General features: G+C 74.9%; 15 protein-coding genes. 10 read left to right on the forward strand and 5 right to left on the reverse strand.

The window, feature by feature from the left end; all coding sequences use genetic code 11:
- Nucleotides 1–61: 61 nt before the first annotated feature.
- Nucleotides 62–1,750, reverse strand: coding sequence for a bifunctional 3'-5' exonuclease/DNA polymerase (locus tag O2W14_RS03110; RefSeq protein WP_269174626.1), 1,689 nt, complete (start codon nt 1,748–1,750; stop codon nt 62–64).
- 180 nt (nt 1,751–1,930) lie between these two features.
- Between O2W14_RS03110 and O2W14_RS03115 the strand changes: the two genes are divergently transcribed.
- From O2W14_RS03115 to O2W14_RS03145, 7 genes are read left to right on the forward strand one after another with little or no spacing between them, the layout of a single operon-like run.
- Nucleotides 1,931–3,415 (forward strand): glycosyltransferase, encoded by a 1,485-nt coding sequence (locus tag O2W14_RS03115; protein WP_269174627.1) that lies wholly within the window; start codon nt 1,931–1,933, stop codon nt 3,413–3,415.
- Entirely contained in the window at nt 3,408–4,589 is a 1,182-nt protein-coding gene (locus tag O2W14_RS03120; protein ID WP_269174628.1) for an exosortase/archaeosortase family protein, read from the forward strand. The genes O2W14_RS03115 and O2W14_RS03120 overlap by 8 nt, the downstream gene beginning before the upstream one ends.
- Nucleotides 4,586–5,746: an ATP-grasp domain-containing protein gene (locus tag O2W14_RS03125; RefSeq protein ID WP_269174629.1), complete on the forward strand. Its 1,161-nt coding sequence runs from the start codon at nt 4,586–4,588 to the stop codon at nt 5,744–5,746. The genes O2W14_RS03120 and O2W14_RS03125 overlap by 4 nt, the downstream gene beginning before the upstream one ends.
- The gene (gene wecB / locus O2W14_RS03130; RefSeq protein WP_269174630.1) at nt 5,743–6,894 is read left to right on the forward strand and encodes a non-hydrolyzing UDP-N-acetylglucosamine 2-epimerase; all 1,152 of its coding nucleotides are present in this window, start codon (nt 5,743–5,745) and stop codon (nt 6,892–6,894) included. The genes O2W14_RS03125 and wecB overlap by 4 nt, the downstream gene beginning before the upstream one ends.
- The gene (locus O2W14_RS03135) at nt 6,891–7,727 is read left to right on the forward strand and encodes an HAD family hydrolase (protein WP_269174631.1); all 837 of its coding nucleotides are present in this window, start codon (nt 6,891–6,893) and stop codon (nt 7,725–7,727) included. The genes wecB and O2W14_RS03135 overlap by 4 nt, the downstream gene beginning before the upstream one ends.
- Nucleotides 7,724–8,326 (forward strand): hypothetical protein, encoded by a 603-nt coding sequence (locus O2W14_RS03140; protein WP_269174632.1) that lies wholly within the window; start codon nt 7,724–7,726, stop codon nt 8,324–8,326. Before O2W14_RS03135 ends, O2W14_RS03140 begins: the two co-directional genes overlap by 4 nt.
- A complete protein-coding gene (locus O2W14_RS03145) occupies nt 8,319–9,065 on the forward strand; it encodes a PIG-L deacetylase family protein (RefSeq protein ID WP_269174633.1) in 747 nt (248 codons plus the stop codon). Before O2W14_RS03140 ends, O2W14_RS03145 begins: the two co-directional genes overlap by 8 nt.
- A 4-nt stretch (nt 9,066–9,069) precedes the next feature.
- Here O2W14_RS03145 and O2W14_RS03150 read toward each other — a convergent pair whose 3' ends face one another.
- Nucleotides 9,070–9,294, reverse strand: coding sequence for a hypothetical protein (locus O2W14_RS03150; RefSeq protein WP_269174634.1), 225 nt, complete (start codon nt 9,292–9,294; stop codon nt 9,070–9,072).
- 128 nt (nt 9,295–9,422) lie between these two features.
- On the opposite strand from O2W14_RS03150, the gene O2W14_RS03155 reads away from it, so the two are divergent.
- Nucleotides 9,423–10,130, forward strand: a complete 708-nt coding sequence (locus O2W14_RS03155) for a hemerythrin domain-containing protein (protein WP_269174635.1) — start codon at nt 9,423–9,425, stop codon at nt 10,128–10,130.
- Between the two features lie 76 nt (nt 10,131–10,206).
- Here O2W14_RS03155 and O2W14_RS03160 read toward each other — a convergent pair whose 3' ends face one another.
- Nucleotides 10,207–11,268: a YihY/virulence factor BrkB family protein gene (locus O2W14_RS03160; RefSeq protein WP_269174636.1), complete on the reverse strand. Its 1,062-nt coding sequence runs from the start codon at nt 11,266–11,268 to the stop codon at nt 10,207–10,209.
- A 327-nt stretch (nt 11,269–11,595) separates the two neighbouring features.
- On the opposite strand from O2W14_RS03160, the gene O2W14_RS03165 reads away from it, so the two are divergent.
- Nucleotides 11,596–11,739 (forward strand): hypothetical protein, encoded by a 144-nt coding sequence (locus tag O2W14_RS03165; protein ID WP_269174637.1) that lies wholly within the window; start codon nt 11,596–11,598, stop codon nt 11,737–11,739.
- 178 nt (nt 11,740–11,917) lie between these two features.
- Here the strand turns inward: O2W14_RS03165 and O2W14_RS03170 are convergent, their stop codons facing one another.
- Both O2W14_RS03170 and O2W14_RS03175 read right to left on the reverse strand, forming a co-directional pair.
- Complete coding sequence (locus O2W14_RS03170) at nt 11,918–13,927, reverse strand: MDR family MFS transporter (protein ID WP_269174638.1); 2,010 nt, start codon at nt 13,925–13,927, stop codon at nt 11,918–11,920.
- Nucleotides 13,924–14,451: a MarR family winged helix-turn-helix transcriptional regulator gene (locus O2W14_RS03175; protein WP_269174639.1), complete on the reverse strand. Its 528-nt coding sequence runs from the start codon at nt 14,449–14,451 to the stop codon at nt 13,924–13,926. Before O2W14_RS03175 ends, O2W14_RS03170 begins: the two co-directional genes overlap by 4 nt.
- A gap of 180 nt (nt 14,452–14,631) precedes the next feature.
- Here O2W14_RS03175 and hrpA point away from each other — a divergent pair, with 180 nt between their 5' ends.
- Nucleotides 14,632–18,582, forward strand: coding sequence for an ATP-dependent RNA helicase HrpA (gene hrpA, locus O2W14_RS03180; protein WP_269174640.1), 3,951 nt, complete (start codon nt 14,632–14,634; stop codon nt 18,580–18,582).
- Nucleotides 18,583–18,635: the final 53 nt, after the last annotated feature.

An 18,635-nucleotide genomic window follows, 5' to 3' on the forward strand; every position in this document is an offset into this window, starting at 1 on the left:
GGCGCCCACCGCAGGGGACCGGCCGAGCACGGTCGGCCGGTACGGCCCCCACGCCCGGGCCTCAGTGGGCGTCGGCCCAGGACCGGACGGCGGCGACGTCGAGCGGGAAGTCGACGGGGAAGGACCCGAACAGCAGCCGGCCGGCCTCGGCCGCGGCGGTGCGCACCACTGCGCCCACCTCGTCGGCGAGCTCGGCCGGGGTGTGCACCACCACCTCGTCGTGCACGAAGAACACCAGGTGCGGGCGCCCGGTGAGCTCGCCGGACCCCAGCCGCCACAGCCGGTTGCGGAGGTCGGCCAGCCAGCACAGCGCCCACTCGGCACCGGTGCCCTGGACGACGAAGTTGCGGGTGAACCGGCCCCACGACCGGCGCTCGCGCCCGCGGTCCTCGACCGACTGGCCGCCGTCGGGCTCCTCACCGGCGGGCACCGCCCACGCGCCGGTGGGCAGCGGCGACCCGCGGCCGAGCAGCGTGTGCACCACCTCGCCGCGCTCCCCGGCGCGTGCGGCCTCCTCGACCAGCCCGATCGCCCGCGGGTAGCGGCGGGTCAGCCCCGGCATCATCCGGCCGCTCTCGCCCCGGGTCGCGCCGTACATCGCCCCCAGCATCCCGATCTTGGCCTCCGCCCGGGTCGCGACCGCCCCGCTGTCGACCATGCCCTGGTACAGGTCGGCAGCACGCGCGGCCTCGGCCATCACGGTGTCGCCGCTCATCCCGGCCAGCACCCGCGGCTCCAGCTGCGCGACGTCGGCCACCACGAACAGCCACCCGTCGTCGGCCCGGGCGGCCGGGCGCACCGGCGCGGGCACCGACAGCGCCCCACCGCCGGAGGACGCCCACCGGCCGGTGACCACGCCGCCGGGCAGCCAGGTGGGCCGGAACCGGCCGTCGGCCACCCAGGTGTCCAGCCACGCCCAGCCGTTCGCGGCCAGCAGACGGGAGAGCTTCTTGTACTCCAGCAGCGGGCCCACCACGGGGTGGTCGACCTGCTCCAGCGTCCACGAGCGGGTGTCGGCCACCGGCAGCCCTGCGGTCTGCAGCGCCCGGAGCAGGTCCGGCGGGGAGTCGGGGTTGAGGTCGGGGGCGCCCAGTGCGGCCCGGATGTCGGGCACCAGCCGCTCCAGCCCGGCCGGCCGGGCACCGCGCACCGGCCGCGGGCCCATCAGCTCGGTCAGCAGCCGGTCGTGGACGTCGGCCCGCCACGGCATCCCGGCGTGCGTCATCTCCGCCGCGACCAGCGCCCCGCCCGACTCCGCCGCCAGCAGCAGCCCCAGCCGCGCCCGCTGCGGCGAGGCGGCCACGGTCGCCTGCTGCCGCTCGTGCTCCGCGGCGGGGTCGAGCCCGTCGGCCGGGTCGTCGAGCGGGAAGAGCGCCGGCTCGGCGGCGGACACCGGCTCGAGGGAGTCCCAGCCCGCGGTGTCCGGGCCGGCCAGCAGCGCCTGGTCGGCGAACGGGGAGCGCCGCAGGACCGCGTGGGCCAGCCGCAGGTCGGTGCAGCGCTCCACCCGGACCCCGGCGGCCAGCAGCTGCGGGTACCAGCGCGTCGTGTCGTCCCAGACCCAGCGCGGGCTGGCGGGCTCCCGGGCGGCCACGAACCGCGGCAGCCCACTGGCCGGCACCTCGATCAGCCCCACGGTGCGGCCGTCGGCGGACAGGTCGCGGGCGACCACCACGTCGGGCCCGCGCCGGGTCAGCAGCACCCGCGACACCGCGTCGCCGGCCGCGCGCCCGGGCAGCTCGACGGTCACCGACGCAGTCTCGCCCACGGGTCCGACACGGCCACCGCGGCTGCCGGCACCGCGCCGTCCCGGGCACCGCCGGCAGCCCGGCGAGCGGGCGCTCAAGAGCCTGCGGCGGGATGCCGATCACCACCGAGTACCGGAGCTGACCAGCACCGGGACACCACCACCGCCCGGAGAGGACCCGTCGTGCCCGCAGTGCCCGCGGTCGTCGAGAGCCCGTCCGACGTCCCGTCGGTCGGCTCCCACACCGACCGCCCGGAGGCCCGGATCGGCGCGCTCGTGGTCTACGTGCTGCTCGCGGTGACCGCGTTCCTGTTCTTCGGCGTCGACCGGACCCTCGGCGTGGTCGCCGGCGCCATCAACGTCGTCTTCGCCGTCTTCTTCTGCCGGCACCTGGCCTTCGCGGTCTCCGCGGCCCGCTGGGCCGAGGCCGACCTGCTCGCCGCCGACGTCGACCTGGAGGGCTACACGCCCCCCGTCGCGGTGTTCGTCGGCTGCAAGAACGAGGAGCTGGTCGTCGACGGGATGATCCAGGCGCTGTTGGCCCTGGACTACCCGGCCGACCGGCTCCAGCTCGTCGTCGTCGACGACGGGTCCGACGACGGCACCGGACCGCGCCTGGACGCCTGGGCTGTGCGCGAGCCCCGGCTGCGGGTCATCCACCGGCCGGCGGGCTCGGGCGGCGGCAAGTCCGGCGCCCTCAACGAGGCGCTGCGCACCGTCGAGGCCGAGGTCGTCCTGGTCTTCGACGCCGACCACGAGCCCGACCCCAACGCCCTGCGCCGCCTGGTGCGGCACTTCCGCGACCCCTCCGTGGGCGCGGTGATGGGCCGCTGCGTCATCCGCAACGGCCACGACTCCTCGCTGGCTTCGGTCGTCTTCGTCGACTACCTCTCCGGCTACCTGGTCAACGAGTACGGCCGCCAGGCGATGTTCGAGCTGCCGGCCTACGGCGGCGCGAACTGCGCGGTGCGGATGTCGACGCTGCGGTCGCTGGGCGGGTGGAACCCGAACACGGTCACCGAGGACACCGACCTGACCCTGCGGGTGCTGCTGTCCGGGCAGCGGGTCCGCTACGACGTCTCGGCCGTCGACTACGAGGAGGCCGTGGTCACCGCGCGCCGCTTCTGGACGCAGCGGTACCGCTGGGCCCGCGGCCACCAGAAGTGCATGCGCGACTACTGGCGTCCGATGATGCGCTCGCGGCACCTGACGGTGCTGGAGAAGGCCGAGTCGATGATGTTCCTGCTGACCTACCACGTCCCGGTGCTCTCCGGGATCGGCCTGCTGCTCACCGTGCTGCGCGCCTTCGGCATCGGCGACCTGCCGCTGATCGGGCTGCTGCCGCTGTCGATGCTGCTGTTCGTCGGCCCGCTCGCCGAGCTGAGCGTGGGCCTGCTGGTCAGCCGGGTCGAGCGGCGGGCGGCCTGGCAGCTGATCGGCTTCCTGCCCTCCTTCGCGTTGTCGATCTGGATCACCACGCGGGCCTACCTGGACGGGATGCTCGGCCGCCCCTACACGTGGGTGAAGACCACCCGCTCCGGCGCGACCTCCACCCTGGCCCCGGTCGCCGTCCCGCTGCCACTGCCCCTGCCGCCGGTCGAGGGCGCCCGCCCCCGGTCCTTCGCGGTCGCCGGCACCGACGCCGGGACGGTGGGTCCCCGTGGCTGACGCCGTCCTCGCGCCGCCGGTCCCGCGCCGGCTGCGCGCCACCAGCCGGCGACAGCTGGCCGTCCTCGCCGACCTGCTGCTGGCCGGGGCGATCTGCCTGGTCGGGTACCGCTACGGCACCCACTGGCTGCAGGTCCAGGAGGCCAGCTGGGTCGTCGGGCTGCTGCACCTGTTCGGGGTGGACTCCGTCTCCGGGGTGCTGCCGACCCGCATCCTCATCTTCCGGGCCGACGGCGAGCTGCTCAACGCCGTCGTCACCGCCTCGTGCTCGTCGATCCTGTCGGTCGTCGGCCTCACCGCGCTGACCGCGTCGGTGCTGCGCAGCCGCCGCTGGCACGCGGTCGCCGGCCTGGCCGTCGCGATCGTCGCGGTGCTGGTCGCCAACCACGTCCGGCTGCTGCTGTCCACGGTGATCGGCCTGCAGTGGGGCGGCGGCTCGCTGGTGCTCTTCCACGACTGGGTGGGCACGTTGTGGAACCTCGCGGCCACCCTGGGGGGCTTCCTGCTCATGGTCTACGTCACCCTGCCTCCCAGCGTGCGGGCCGAGCAGGACGTCGCCGGCCGGCACACCGCCCGCCGTCCCAGCAGCTGGGCCCGCCCGGGGCTGGGCTACCGGCTGCCGGAGACCGACCAGACCGCACCCGTCCAGGGACGCAACCTGGCCGGGCTCGTCCACCGCTTCCTGCTCCCGCGCCGGATCTCCCGCTGGCTGGGTGCCCGCCGAGAGACCGCCCGGATCGACTACCGGATCGGCCACCTCCCGGTGGAGGGCCGGGTGAAGCGCGTCGGCGCCCTCGCCGCCGACGGACTGGGCGCGCACACCGCCTCGCTGCTGGCCGTCGCCACCTACGAGCAGGACGGCGCCGTCCTCGACGCCCTCGCCGACGCCATCGCCGCCCGGCAGTGGGAGCCGGTGACCAACGAGCGCGTCTCGTCGCTGCGGTTGTGGGCGCGGGGCTGGACGCTCAGCCGCGGCCTGCACGCGACCGTCGCTCCCGCCCCGGCGGCCGTCCTCCCGGCGGCCCCCGCTCCGGCGGCGGCCCCCGTCCCCGCACCGGTCGTCCCGACCGGCGTGCCGAGGCCCCCGGTGCCGCGGCGCACCGGCCCGACCCTGCGCAGCTTCGCCCGCCCCGCCCCCAGCCCGTCCGCACCCGACGCCGAGGACCCCCGATGAGCCGCTCCCTGCACCCCTGGCCGGTCCCGCCGCCGCGCGTGGCCGTGGTGGACGTCCGCGCCCTGCCCCGCCCCGTGGTGCCGGCCGCGCCGGCGACCGCCGTCCCCGCCCCCCGGACCCCGACCCCGGCCCCGACCCCGAGCCCGACCGCGGACGTCGTCCCCGGGTCCACCGTCCTGGTCACCGGCTCGGGTGGGCCGGCCGGGGTGGCCGTGGTGCGACGCCTGGTCGCCCTCGGGCACCGGGTGGTCGCCGTCGACATCGACCCCATCGCCGCCGGCAGCGCGCTGGCCACCGTCGGGGGCGTCGTCCCCCGCGCCGACGACCCGGCCTTCGTCGACGCCCTGCTCGCGTTCGCCGCCGAGCACGGCGCCGACGCGCTGGTCAGCACCGTCGCCGAGGAGCTGCCGGCGCTCACCGCCGCCACCGACCGGTTCGCCGCCGCCGGCCTCGCGACCTGGCTGCCCGACGTGGCCGCCGTCGACCTGTGCTGCGACAAGGCCGCCTTCGCCGTCCGGCTGGTCGAGGCCGGGGTGCGCACCCCGGCGACCGCCTCGACCGTCGAGGCCGCAGCCGACGTCCCCGGGCCGTGGATCGTCAAGCCCCGCGCGGGGCGGGGCAGCCGCGGGGTCCAGCTGCTGGACTCGGCCGCCGACGTGGCCGCGGCGATGACCGCCGACCCGGGCCTGATCGTGCAGACCCGGTTGACCGGCCGGGAGTTCACCGCCGACGCCCTCGTCGCCCGGGACGGCTCGCTGCTCACCGTCGTGCCGCGCTGGCGGGACGCCACCAAGGCCGGCATCTCCGTGCAGGGCACCACCTTCGACTCCGAGGCCGTCACCACGGTGGTCGCCGACGCGCTGGAGGCGGTCGCGCTCACCGGCCCGGCCAACGTGCAGGGCTTCGTCGCCGACGACGGCACGGTCACCGTCGTGGAGATCAACCCGCGGTTCAGCGGTGGTCTGCCGCTGACCCTCGCCGCCGGCGCCGACGTCGTCGGCACCTACCTGGCCGGGGTCCGCGAGCCGGCCGCCGAGCTGCCGCACCTGTTCTTCACCCCCGGGGTGCGGATGAGCCGCTACTTCGCCGAGACCTACACCGCCGGTGACGGCAGCCCCGTCGCCGACCCCTGCGCCGTCCCCGCGGTGACCCGGTGAGCCGCAGCCGGCACGTGCTGGTGCCCTTCGGCACCCGGCCCGAGGTCGTCAAGCTCGCCCCGGTGGTGGCCGCGCTGGTCGCCGCCGGGCACCGGGTGGACGTCGTGGACACCGGGCAGCACGCCGACGCCGCGATGGCCTCGCAGCTGCAGGAGGCCCTCGGGCTCACCCCGACCCACCGGTTCAGCCTGCCGACCGAGCCCGCGTCGGCCCGCACCGGCGCGCTGCACGCCGACGCCGCCACGGCGCTGGCCCGCTTCCGCCCCGACCTCGTCCTGGCCCTCGGCGACACCAACACCGTGCCGGCCTACGCGCTGGCCGCCCGCGGTGCCGGCGTGCCGTTCGCGCACGTGGAGGCCGGACTGCGCAGCTACAACATGCGCAGCGTCGAGGAGGTCAACCGGCGGGTCGCCGCCGCGATCGCCCAGCTGCACCTGGCCCCGACCGCCCGGGCCGCGGACTCGCTGCTGCGCGAGGGCGTGCCCGCCGAGCGGGTGTTCGTCGTCGGCAACCCGGTCATCGACACCCTCGTCACCCGTGGCGTCACCCCGCTCCCGGTCGCCGAGCGCGCCGGGGTGCTGGTAACCGCCCACCGCCCGACCAACGTCGACGACCCGGTCCGGCTCGCCCGGCTGGTCGCCGTCGTCCGCGGTCTGGCCGAGCGGGTCGGGCCGGTCACCTTCCCGGTGCACCCGCGCACCACCGCCCGGCTGGCCGCCGCCGGTCTCACCGGGGCCCTCGACCACCCGGGCATCACGCTCACCGGGCCGGTCGACCACGACACGCTGATGGGCGCGCTGCGCGCGTCGGCGCTCGCGGTCACCGACTCCGGCGGCGTCCAGGAGGAGGCCGCCCACCTCGGCGTCCCGGTCGTGGTGCTGCGCTCCTCGACCCCCCGCTGGGAGGGCGTCGAGGCCGGGACGACGACGCTGGCCGGGCTGACCGACGACGGCGCCGCCGAGGCGGTGCTGGCCGCCGCCGCCGCGCACACCTCCGCCGCCGGGCAGGCCCGGGCCGCCGCGCTGCCCTGCCCCTACGGCGACGGCACGACCGGCGCGCAGGTCGCGGCGATCCTGGCCGACGAGCGCACCGACGCCCTGCTCGAGCTCACCGAGCCCGACTTCACCGACGGCCGGCTCCCGTGGTGACCGGCTGGGCCGGGCCGCCGCCGCTGGCCGTCGTCGTCGACCTCGACGACACCCTGTACCCGCAGGCCAGCTACCTGGCCGGCGCCGCCGCGGCCGTCGGTGCGGCAGCAGCCGCCGCCGGGCTGGACGGCGCCGCCGTGCACGCCGCGCTGGCCGCGGAGCTGGCCGCCGGCTCCGACACCGGCGGCACCATCGACCGGGCCCTGCTGGCCACCGGGGTCGACCCGGCGGCGCTGCCCGCGCTGCTGCCGCCGCTGGTCGCCGCGTTCACCGGCCACGTGCCCGACCGGCTGCCCACCTACCCCGGCGTCGAGGCGGCCCTGACCGCCCTCGCCGCCGCCGTCCCGCTGGCCTGCCTGACCGACGGCGCGCCGGTGGTCCAGCGGGCCAAGCTCGCCGGCACCGGGCTGGACCGGCTGCTGCCGCTGGTCGTGCTCAGCGACTCCCTCGGCGGCCGGGCCACCCGCAAGCCCTCCCCGGCCGGGCTGCTGGCCATCGCCGCGCGGCTCGGCGTCCCGGCCGACCGGCTGCTGATGATCGGCGACCGGCCGGGCAAGGACGTCGCGGTCGCGGCCGCCGTGGGCGCCCGGGCGATCCGCGTGCGGCAGGGCGAGTACGCCGACGCGCCCGACGTCCCCGCGGCGTGGGCGGTCACCGACACGTTCCCGGAGGCGGTGACCTGCGCACTCTCCGTGATCGGCCACCCGACCGGGGACGGGCACCTCACCCGGAGGCAGGACGTCCCGGCCCGGCACTCCAGGACAGGCGCTCTGCTGTCGATGACAGGAGCACCAGGCGACCAGGTCGCCACCGAGCCGAGGGCAGGCAGATGACGAACACCTCACCGACGGGGCAGCGCACCCGGCGACCGCTGCGCGAAGCGGCACTCGCCGTGCTGACCGGACTGCTCGCGGTGCTGGCCCCGCTGGCCGCAGCGACGCCGGCCTCGGCCTCGGGCTACTACGGGTACGACGGCGGCTACAGCGGCGACACGAACGGTCAGTACACCGGCCCGGTCGTCGTCTTCCCGATGGTCAACTGCATCCAGGTCAGCAACGGGACGTACAGCGCGGTGCTCGGCTACCGGAACACGAGCACGAGCACGTACAGCATCACCGGCGGCTACAACGTGATCAGCCCGTCGTCGTACAACGGCCGGCAGCCCACGACGTTCCGGCCCGGCACCTACAGCGGCGTCTTCACGGTGCCGGTCACCTCCGGCACCGTCTACTGGACCCTGGGCAACACCAAGCTGACCATCAACCGCACCGCGGCCAAGACCTGCGGCGCGGACACCCAGATGCCCGCCGACGGCAACGGCACCGGCGTGGTGGGGGCCCTGGCCGTCGCCGCCGGCGCCGGCGCCCTGGTCGTGCAGCGCACCCGCCGCCGGCTGGCCGGGACCCCTTCGGAGGAGACCGTCGATGCGTAGCGTGCTGGCCGTCGGGGCCCACCCCGACGACATCGAACTGGGCTGCGGCGCGACGCTGCTGGCCCACCACCAGGCCGGCGACCGGGTCACCATGCTGGTGCTCACCGGTGGCGAGAACGGCCCCGGCGACGAGTTCGGCCAGGCGGGTCTCCGCCGCCTCGAGCAGCAGCGCGCCGCCCGGACCCTCGGTGCCGAGCTGCGCTGGGGCGGGCTGCGCGACTGCACCGTCGTCCCCGACTCCGCCACCATCGGCATCATCGAGGCCGCGCTGCGCGCCACCGACGCCGACCTGGTCTACGTGCACGCCCCCGACGACAGCCACCAGGACCACCGGGCGGTCTCCGCAGCGACGCTGTCCGCCGCCCGCCGGCTCTCCCGGGTCATGCACTACCAGAGCCCCTCGACGCTGACCTTCACCCCGACGGTCTTCGTCGACGTCACCGCGCACCTGTCCGGCAAGCTCGCCGCGCTCGGCGCGCACGCCTCGCAGGTGGAGATGTCGGCGATGGTCGAGCCGGACGCCGTCGTGGCCTCGGCCCGGCACTGGGGCGCCCAGGCCCGGATCGGCTACGCCGAGGCCTTCGCCCCGACCCGGATGGTGCTGGACCTGGCGCCGGCACTGCGGCCGTCGGCCGAGGTGCCCACCCCGCGCCCGGCGGTCGAGGACCTGGTCGTCACCGCCCACCGGCTCAGCAGCCTGATCGCCGCCCCGGTCGCCGCCCCGGTCGCCGCGGGCTGACCGTTCAGGAGCCGTACTGGCAGACCCGGCACAGCCCGGCGTCGTCCGGCACGTCCTCCACCGCGATCACCTGGACCTGCTGCCCGCACAGCGCGGGCACGTCCTCGTGCGTCTCCTGGGCCACCCGGCCCATCGACTCGGACACCGCGTGCAGCGGCCCGGCCAGCTTCTCGCCGGCCGGGCCGCTGTCGTCTGCACTCCGCCGGGAGCGCCCGACCAGGTTCGCCATGCCCCCACCATGCCCTCCCGTCCCGCGGATCCGCGCGCCGGCCCGGGTGGTGCATGCGACGAGCCGGTCGCGGGCATGGAGGGTCAGCGTCTGAGCCACTGACGTCGGTACGCAGGTAGGAGCACGAGATGACCAGGTCGATCGCCGACCAGACCGTGACCGAGCTCGGCGGACCCGGGTCGGTGTTCGTCCGCCAACGAGCGGACCACGAGCAGCTCGACCGGCTGCTGCAGGAGCTCGACGGCACCACCGGCACCGAGCAGGAGCGGGTGCTCCGCCGGATCGACCGGCTGGTGTTCAGCCACGCCTTCGCCGAGGAGACGGTGCTCTGGCCGGTCGTCCGCCGCGTCCTCCCGGACGGCGAGGCCCTCACCCTGCAGGTCGAGGAGGAGCACCAGGAGGTCAACGAGCTGGTCAGCACGCTGGAGACCCTCGGCCACGACGACCCCCGCCGGGCTGCGACGCTCGCCCGACTCGTCCAGGTCCTGCGGGAGGACGTGCGGGACGAGGAGGACGTGATGTTCCCGCGGCTGCAGCAGGCGCTGGACGGCCCCGCCCTGCGCCGGCTCGGTCGGCAGTGGGAGGTCGCCCGCCGGGTGTCCCCGACCCGGCCGCACCCGACGGTGTCCCGCCGTCCGCCGGGCAACGCGGTCTCCGGGCTGCCGCTGAGCGTCCTCGACCGCACGCGTGACCTGGTGGACGCCGGCGTCCAGCACGCACCGGCCCGGCTGGCCCCGGCCGGCCGGGCGGTCAGCCACGGGCTGGCCGCGGTGGCCGGCTGGGTCGAGCGGGTCCCGCTGGCCCGCCGGGGTGACCGGCCCCCGACCAGCCGCTGACCCGTCCGGACGAACGACGACGAAGGCCCCCGGTCCCATCAGGGACCGGGGGCCTTCGTGCGTGTCGGACCTGGGGTCAGGTCGTCTGCTTGCGCTTCGGCGCCTCACGGGCGTCGAGCTGGATCTCCTTGTCCGCGCGCGGGACGCCGGCCTTCAGCTCCTTGGTCCGCTCCATCTCGGCGTCGAGCTCGATGCCGAACAGCAGGGCCAGGTTGATCAGCCAGAACCAGATCAGGAAGATCACGACGCCGGCCAGCGCGCCGTAGGTCTTGTTGTAGCTGCCGAAGTTGGCGACGTAGAACGCGAACGCCGCCGAGGCGACGACCGCGACCAGGATCGCGACACCGGCACCGGGGCTGACCCACTTGAAGCCGCGGAGCTTCGCGTTGGGGGCGGTGTAGTAGAGGACGGCGATCATCAGCGCGAGCAGCACCAGGATGACCGGCCACTTGGCCCAGCTCCAGATGTTGAGCACCGTCTCGCCCAGACCGATGGACTGGCCGATGGCGTCGACGACCGGACCGCTGAGCACCAGCATGGCCAGGATCAGCGCGGCGAAGAGGATGCCGATGAGGGTGACCAGCAGCTGGAGCGGCTTGAGCTTCCAGACCTTCCGGCCCTCACGGGTCTCGTAGACGATGTTGGCCGCCCGGCCGAAGGCACCGACGTAGCCCGAGGCCGACCAGATGGCCGCCGCGATGCCGATGATCAGGCCGAGGCTGGCCGCGCTGGAGCTGCCCGCGATCTGCTGGATCACCGGGTTGAGGGTGTTCGCCGCCTGCTCGGGCACGACCTGGGTGATGCCGTCGGTGAGCTGCTGCGGGTCGGTGAGCAGGCCCACGATCGACAGCAGCGCGGTCAGTGCGGGGAAGAGGGCGAGGATGCCGTAGTAGGTCAGCGTGGCCGCCCAGTCGGTGAGCCCGTCCTCGCTGAACTCCTTCAGCGTGCGCTTGAAGGTGCCGCCGGTGGTGGCCTTCGGGTCGGCACCGGTGGGCGCGTAGTCGGCCCGCTCACGGCTGATCTTGTCGTCGCCGGGCGCGGTGTCGCGCGCGTCGCGGTTCGTGGTCGGGTCAGTGCTGTCGTTCGCGGTGCCGCCGCGTGCGCCCTCTCGGGGCGCACTCGCACTAGCTCCGGCCATGGGGGCCTCCGGGTGGGGTGGGGCGCTTGCTCGTCGCTCCTGGGTGCCCCGACCGGGACCGCTCCACGCGCACAGGAGATGACATTCCGGCAACGGACCGTCCCGGACGGCGGTCCTGGCCCGTGGAGGTGCAGGCGACCCCGGGACGACACCTGCACGTGCGACGACAGTCACACGCTGTCCACCGAGAAGTCGCTCTGCGCAGGGTTCGGGCCGTGTCGGCCCGGGCAGTGAGCAGTGGCAGAGCGCCGGGCGACCGGCGGGCACCGAAGAGAACGTGGAGCGGACCAGATGGTGATGTGGCCGGCAGTCAGCCTGCTCGGATTCGTGGTGCTGACGGCACTCGTGGTCCTGATGGGCATGCAGTCCACCAAGCGGTACGAGGCGGAGAAGCAGGCGGCCTCCGCCGTCCGGCACCCGGCCCCCGACGCCACCGCCCGCGCCGCCGCGGCCGCGACCGCGGTCCTCTAGCCCCTCGCGCCGGACACCGGCGCACGCAGACCCCCGACGGCGGTCCTCCCAGGAGGACCGCCGTCGTCGCACGTCCGGGCCCGTGCACACCCACCCCGGGCCGCCGTGACCCCGGGACGCGGACGGCCCCTGCCTCCCGCAGGTGCGGGGGACAGGGGCCGCCGAGGTGCGCCGAGCGTCAGCTGCGGCGGCGGAGCTCCTCGGGCAGGTGGTCGGCCGGGACGCTGGCCAGCCCGGTGGGCTGGTCGGGGGCGGTCGCCTCGTGCCGCCCGCCCTCGGGGGCGTCCGCGTCGGCGGCCTCGTGGCGGCCCGGGTGACCAGTCGTGCCGGACCCGGTCCCGAAGGCGGTCCCGGCGGCCGGTGCGGTGGCCGGCTGGACGGCGGCGGTCCGGTCGGTGGTCGCCCGGTCGTCTGCCGGGACGGCGCCCTCCCCGGTCCGGTCGACGCCGTCCACGGGCGGCTCGACCGAGGTCGGGGCCGCAGCACCCACGGCGTCGGCCGCGGCCAGGGCAGGGGAGTCGGCGGCATCCCCGTCCCTGCCGTCCTCGCCGGCCTGCGCCGCCTGGATCCCGGACTGGGTGCGCAGCGGCAGCTGGGGCAGGAACAGCAGCACGAAGAAGCCGAGGGCGACCACGATCGCGGCGAGCAGGAAGACGACGTCCAGCGAGTGCGAGAACCCGGTCTTGAACGGCAGGGCGATCTCGGCCGGCAGCTCCTGGATGAACGAGGTGTTCGACAGGTCCGTGCCGCCGGCGCCGGCCTGCTGCAGCTGCGGGGCGATCGCCGGGTTCGCGGTGGCGGCGTCGGTCACGGCGCCGCCGATGTCACCGGGCAGCCGGGTGAACAGCACCGACAGGAAGACCGCCGTCCCGAGCGTGCCGCCCATCTGGCGGAAGAAGGTGACCGAGGAGGTCGCCACGCCGATCTCCCGCGGGCTGACGGCGTTCTGCACGGCGAGGATGACCGGCTGGAAGTTGAAGCCCAGCCCCAGGCCCATGAGCAGCATGAAGGGCACGAGCGCCCAGACCGAGGTGTCGGCGCCGACGATGAAGGACAGCGACACCAGCGCGGTGACGATGAAGACGACGCCCACGAGCGGGAAGAACTTGTACTTCCCGGTGCGGGCGATCGTCTGCCCGGCGATGATCGAGCCGGACATGATGCCCAGGACCAGCGGGATCATCTGCAGGCCGGCCTCGGTGGGGCTGGAGCCGTGCACGATCTGCAGGTACTGCGGGAGCAGCAGGATGCCGCCGAACATGCCGGCGCCCAGCACGATCGAGCTGGCGCTGCTGACGGCGAAGGTGCGGTTGCCGAACATGCGCAGCGGCAGCAGCGCGTCGTCCTTGAACGCCCGCTCGGCGAGCACGAAGAGCGCGAACCCGACCACGCCGATGGCGTAGCAGACCAGTGCCCGGGTGGAGCCCCAGCCCCAGGTGCGGCCCTGCTCGGCCACGATCAGCAGCGGCACCAGGAAGGTGATCAGCGCCAGCGCGCCGGGCCAGTCGATGCGGTGCTCGCGCGGGGTGTGCGGCAGGTGCAGCACCTTGGAGACGACGACCAGCGCCAGGATGCCCAGCGGCACGTTGACGTAGAAGATCCAGCGCCAGCCGGTGATGCCCAGGATCGTGTCCTGCCCGGACAGGAAGCCGCCGATGACCGGGCCCAGCACGCTGGAGGTGCCGAAGACGGCCATGAAGTAGCCCTGGTACTTCGAGCGCTCCCGCGGCGGGACGATGTCGGCGATGATCGCCAGCGCCAGCGACATCAGGCCACCGGCACCGATGCCCTGCACGGCGCGGTAGACGGCCAGCTGGTACATCGAGTCGGCCAGGCCGCACAGCGCCGAGCCGAGGACGAAGACGGCGATGGCGAACAGGTAGAACGGCCGCCGGCCGTAGATGTCGCTCAGCTTGCCGTAGAGCGGGGTGGCGATCGTCGAGGTGATCAGGAAGGCGGTGGTCGCCCATGCCTGCAGGTCGTAGCCGTCCAGGTCGTCGGCGATGGTGCGGATGGCCGTGGAGACCACGGTCTGGTCCAGGGCGGCCAGGAACATGCCCAGCAGCAGCCCGACCAGGATGGTCATGATCTGGCGGTGCGTGAACGCCCCGGAGGCGTCCGGCGCGGCGGCCGAGGCGCGGGCGGCGCTGCGCTCGGACCCCGTCCCGCGGTCGGTGGTCTGGCTCATCGGTCCTTCTCGGGGGTGGTGGCGGCGCCGGGTGTGGCGCCCAGGGTGGGGAGGTGGTCGGTCAGCTGCTGCACCAGGCGGTGCAGCTGCGCGGTGAAGGTGTGCAGCTCGGCGTCCGCCCAGTCGGCGGTCACCTGCGCGAACAGGGCGGCGCGCTCCTGGCGCATCTGGTCGACCACGGCCTCGCCGTCCGGGGTGACGACCAGCCGGCTGGCCCGGCCGTCGGAGGCGTCGGCGACCCGGCGGACCAGCCCGTGGTCGACGAGCAGCGTCACGTGCCGGCTCACCGTCGAGGGGTCGGCGTGCACGAGCTCGGCCAGCGCGCCCTGCCGCAGCGGACCCTGCCGGGTCAGCGGGAACAGCAACACGTGCGCCGCGCGCTCGCGGGCCTCGGGGCCGGCACCGCTGGTGCTCTGGTTCTTGAGCAGGTGCATGACCCGGACCAGCTGGACCAGCTCCTCGGAGAGGGAGAGCGGGGAGGCGGTCGTCGATGCGACGGTCTCGGACACGGCGGTCTCGGACACAGGGGCGCTCCGGAGGTCAGCGGGGGGCGCCGCACTGCGCCGGAGGAACAGGTGCACGGTACAAGCCGTTGCACCATGCATGCAACCAGTTGGGTGGTGCACTGGCCGTGAGGCGCGCGACCGTGCCCGCCGGGTGAGACCCTGGAGCGACTGCCCTCGACAAGGAAGTGCGAGCACACCGTGACCACCCCGCACGACGACCTCCGGTCCCGGCTGTCCGCACTGACCCTCGCCGACGAGCACCGCCTCGGACGCCGGCTCGACGGCACCCGGCGCACGAAGGACCTCGCGGTCCGCGCGAAGCAGACCGAGCAGATCGCCGCCGAGGTCGCCGCGGCCGAGCAGCGCGTCGCCCGCCGCCGGGACGCCGTCCCGGTCGTGAGCTACCCGGAGGAGCTGCCGGTCAGTCAGCGGCGCGACGACATCGCCGAGGCGCTGCGCAGCTCGCAGGTCGTGGTCGTCGCCGGCGAGACCGGTTCGGGCAAGACCACGCAGCTGCCGAAGGTCCTGCTGGAGCTCGGCCGCGGCGTCCGGGGCCGGATCGGGCACACGCAGCCGCGCCGGATCGCCGCGCGCACCGTCGCCGAGCGGATCGCCGAGGAGCTGGGCAGCCCGCTGGGCGACGTCGTCGGCTTCAAGGTCCGGTTCACCGACGACGTCGGCGACCGCACGCTGGTCAAGCTGATGACCGACGGCGTGCTGCTCGCCGAGGTGCAGCGCGACCGGCTGCTGCGCCAGTACGACACGATCATCATCGACGAGGCCCACGAGCGGAGCCTCAACATCGACTTCCTGCTGGGCTACCTCGCCCGGCTGCTGCCCCGCCGTCCCGACCTGAAGCTGGTCATCACCTCGGCGACCATCGACGTCGACCGGATCGCCAAGCACTTCTCCGTCGACGGCGCGAGCGTGCCGGTGGTCGAGGTCAGCGGGCGCACCTACCCGGTCGAGGTCCGCTACCGCCCGGTCATCGACCCGGACGACGAGGACGCCGACCCCGACCGCGACCAGGTGAGCGCGATCGTCGACGCCTGCGCGGAGCTGGTGGCCGAGGGGCCGGGCGACGTCCTGGTGTTCCTGGCCGGTGAGCGCGAGATCCGGGACACCGCGGACGCGCTGGGCGAGCGCGGGTTCCCGCACACCGAGGTGCTGCCGCTCTACTCGCGGCTGAGCGCCGCCGACCAGCACAAGGTCTTCCAGCCGCACACCGGACGGCGGATCGTGCTGGCCACCAACGTCGCCGAGACGTCACTGACGGTGCCCGGCATCAAGTACGTCGTCGACCCGGGCACCGCGCGCATCTCCCGGTACAGCCATCGCACCAAGGTCCAGCGGCTGCCGATCGAGGCGATCAGCCAGGCCTCGGCGCGGCAGCGCTCGGGTCGCTGCGGGCGCACCAGCGAGGGCATCGCGATCCGGCTCTACACGGAAGCCGACTTCGAGGCCCGCCCCGAGTACACCGACCCGGAGATCCTGCGCACCAACCTGGCCTCGGTGCTGCTGCAGATGGCCTCGCTCGACCTCGGCGACGTCGCCGAGTTCCCCTTCATCGACCCGCCGGACCGCCGCGCCATCGCCGACGGCGTCGCGCTGCTGGAGGAGCTGGACGCCCTCGACGCGCAGGGCGGGCTCACCCCGACCGGCCGCTCGCTGGCCACCCTGCCGCTGGACCCGCGGCTGGCCCGGATGGTCGTGGAGGCCGACCGGCGCGGGGTGCTGGAGGAGGTGCTGGTCATCGCCGCCGGGCTCACCGTGCAGGACGTGCGCGAGCGCCCGGCCGAGCACCAGCAGGCCGCGGACGAGTCCCACAAGCGGTTCGCCGACGAGAACTCCGACTTCATCGGCCTGCTCAACCTCTGGCGGTACCTGGAGGAGCGGGCCGAGGAGCTCTCGGGCAACCAGTTCCGCCGCACCGTGAAGAAGGAGTTCCTGCACTACCTCCGCATCCGCGAGTGGCAGGACCTGCACGGCCAGCTGCGCGGCACCGCCCGCCGGCTGGGCATGACCCTGGGCGAGCTGGCCCCGGCACCCGACGAGCGCGGCGTGACCGCGTCGCTGCTGTCCGGGCTGCTGTCCCAGGTGGGCATGCAGGCCGAGCCGGCCAAGAACCGTGACGGCAAGCCCGGCCGCCCGGGCCGGGAGTACGTCGGCACGCGCAACACCCGCTTCGTGCTGGCCCCGGGGACGCCGCTGGCCAAGAAGCCGCCGCGCTGGGTGGTCGCCGCCGAGCTGGTGGAGACCAGCCGGCTCTTCGCCCGCACCGTCGCCCGGATCGACCCCGAGACGGTCGAGAAGCTGGCCGATCACCTGGTCCACCGGCAGTACAGCGAGCCGCGCTGGGACGCCAAGCGCGGCTCGGTCGTCGCCACCGAGCGGGTCACCCTCTACGGGCTGCCGCTGGTGGTGGGCCGCCGCGTCCAGTACGGCTCGATCGACCCGGTCGTCTCCCGTGAGCTGTTCATCCGGCACGCCCTGGTGCAGGGCGAGTGGACGACGCACCACCGCTTCGCCGCCGACAACGCCCGCACCATCGAGCAGGTCGCCGAGCTGGAGGAGCGCGCCCGCCGCCGCGACATCCGGGTGGACGACGAGACCGTGTTCGAGCTCTACGACGCCCGGGTCCCCGCCGACGTCGTCTCCACCCGGCACTTCGACCGGTGGTGGAAGGAGGCCCGGCGCACCACGCCGGACCTGCTGACCTTCACCCCGGAGATGCTCACCAACGCCGCCGTCGCCGGGCAGGTGCAGCTCGAGGACTACCCCGACGAGGTGCAGCTGACCCAGGGCCTGACCCTGCCGCTGTCGTACGCCTTCGCCCCGGGGGCGGAGCAGGACGGCGTGACCGTCGACGTCCCGCTGGGCGTGCTGGACACGGTCGCCGCCCGGACGTCGGGGGAGTCGCTGGCGTTCACCGTGCCCGGGCAGCGGGCCGAGCTGGTCACCGAACTGCTCCGCTCGCTGCCCAAGCAGCTGCGCCGCGGCCTGGTGCCCATCCCGGACCGGGTCCGCGAGGTGCTGCCGAAGATCGACCCGACCGAGGCGCTGCTGCCGGCCCTGGAGCGCGAGCTGCGCCGGGCCACCTCGGTCGTGATCCCGCCGGACGCCTGGCGCCCGGCCGAGGTGCCCCCGCACCTGCGCGCCACCTACCGGGTGCTCGACGACTCCCAGCGCCTGCTCGCCCAGGGCAAGGACCTCACCGCGCTGCGCAGCCAGGTCGCCCCGCAGGCTCGGGCCAGCCTGGCCCGCGCCGCGTCGACCTACGAGCGCAGCCGGCAGACCACCTGGACGTTCGGCGACCTGCCGGCCACCGTCGAGGTCGAGCGCGGCGGGCACGTGGTCACCGCGTTCATCGCCCTGGTCGACGAGGGCGAGACCGTCGGCGTCCGGGTGGTCCCCACGCAGGCGGAGGCGACCCGGCTGAGCTGGCGGGGCGCCCGCCGGCTGCTGGAGCTGGTCGTCAGCTCCCCGGTCAAGCAGGTGGTCAAGGGCATCGGACCGCGCTCCCGGCTGGCGCTGCAGTTCAACCCCGACGGCGAGATCCCCGACCTGGTGGCCGACTGCGTGGACGCCGCGGCCGACGAGCTGATCGCCGCCGCCGGTGGCCCGCCGCGCACCGAGGCGGCGTTCACCGCGCTGGTGGCCGCGGCCCGCACGGAGCTGCACACGCTGACCAGCGACGCCGTCCGCAGGGTGGAGGCGGTGCTGACCCAGGCGCGGGAGACCGCGATCGCCATCGGTGCCGCGCCCGGACGGCGGGTGCCGGAGGCCGCGATCGCCGACCTGCGGGCGCAGATGGGCGGGCTGCTGCACCGTGGGTTCGTCGCCTCCGCCGGGCGCAAGCGGCTGCCGGACCTGGTGCGCTACCTGAAGGCGATGGAGCTGCGGCTGGAGAAGCTGCCGGCCAACGCGGCCCGCGACGCGTTGTGGCTGGCGCAGGTCGAGGCGGTGACCAAGGAGTACGAGCAGCTGCGTGCCGCGGTGCCCCCGACCGGGGCTCCCGACGACCCGGTCATGCGGGTGCGCTGGATGGTCGAGGAGCTGCGGGTGGGGCTGTTCGCCCAGACCGTCGGCACGCCCCGGCCGGTCTCCGAGCAGCGCATCTACAAGGCGATCGACGCCGTCTCGGTCTGACGCCCGTCCCGTCGGCCACCGCGGCCGGCAGGGGCGGGCCCCGGTGGGCGGGC

Source organism: Modestobacter sp. VKM Ac-2986 (assembly GCF_026967795.1).
GTDB lineage: Bacteria > Actinomycetota > Actinomycetes > Mycobacteriales > Geodermatophilaceae > Modestobacter.

Bases quoted from the DNA above. Each gene is read 5' to 3' on its own strand.
- O2W14_RS03125 (WP_269174629.1), top strand. From the start codon at position 4,586: ATGAGCCGCTCCCTGCACCCCTGGCCGGTCCCGCCGCCGCGCGTGGCC.
- O2W14_RS03140 (WP_269174632.1), top strand. From the start codon at position 7,724: ATGACGAACACCTCACCGACGGGGCAGCGCACCCGGCGACCGCTGCGC.
- O2W14_RS03145 (WP_269174633.1), top strand. From the start codon at position 8,319: ATGCGTAGCGTGCTGGCCGTCGGGGCCCACCCCGACGACATCGAACTG.
- O2W14_RS03150 (WP_269174634.1), bottom strand. From the start codon at position 9,294: ATGGCGAACCTGGTCGGGCGCTCCCGGCGGAGTGCAGACGACAGCGGC.
- O2W14_RS03155 (WP_269174635.1), top strand. From the start codon at position 9,423: ATGACCAGGTCGATCGCCGACCAGACCGTGACCGAGCTCGGCGGACCC.
- O2W14_RS03160 (WP_269174636.1), bottom strand. From the start codon at position 11,268: ATGGCCGGAGCTAGTGCGAGTGCGCCCCGAGAGGGCGCACGCGGCGGC.
- O2W14_RS03170 (WP_269174638.1), bottom strand. From the start codon at position 13,927: ATGAGCCAGACCACCGACCGCGGGACGGGGTCCGAGCGCAGCGCCGCC.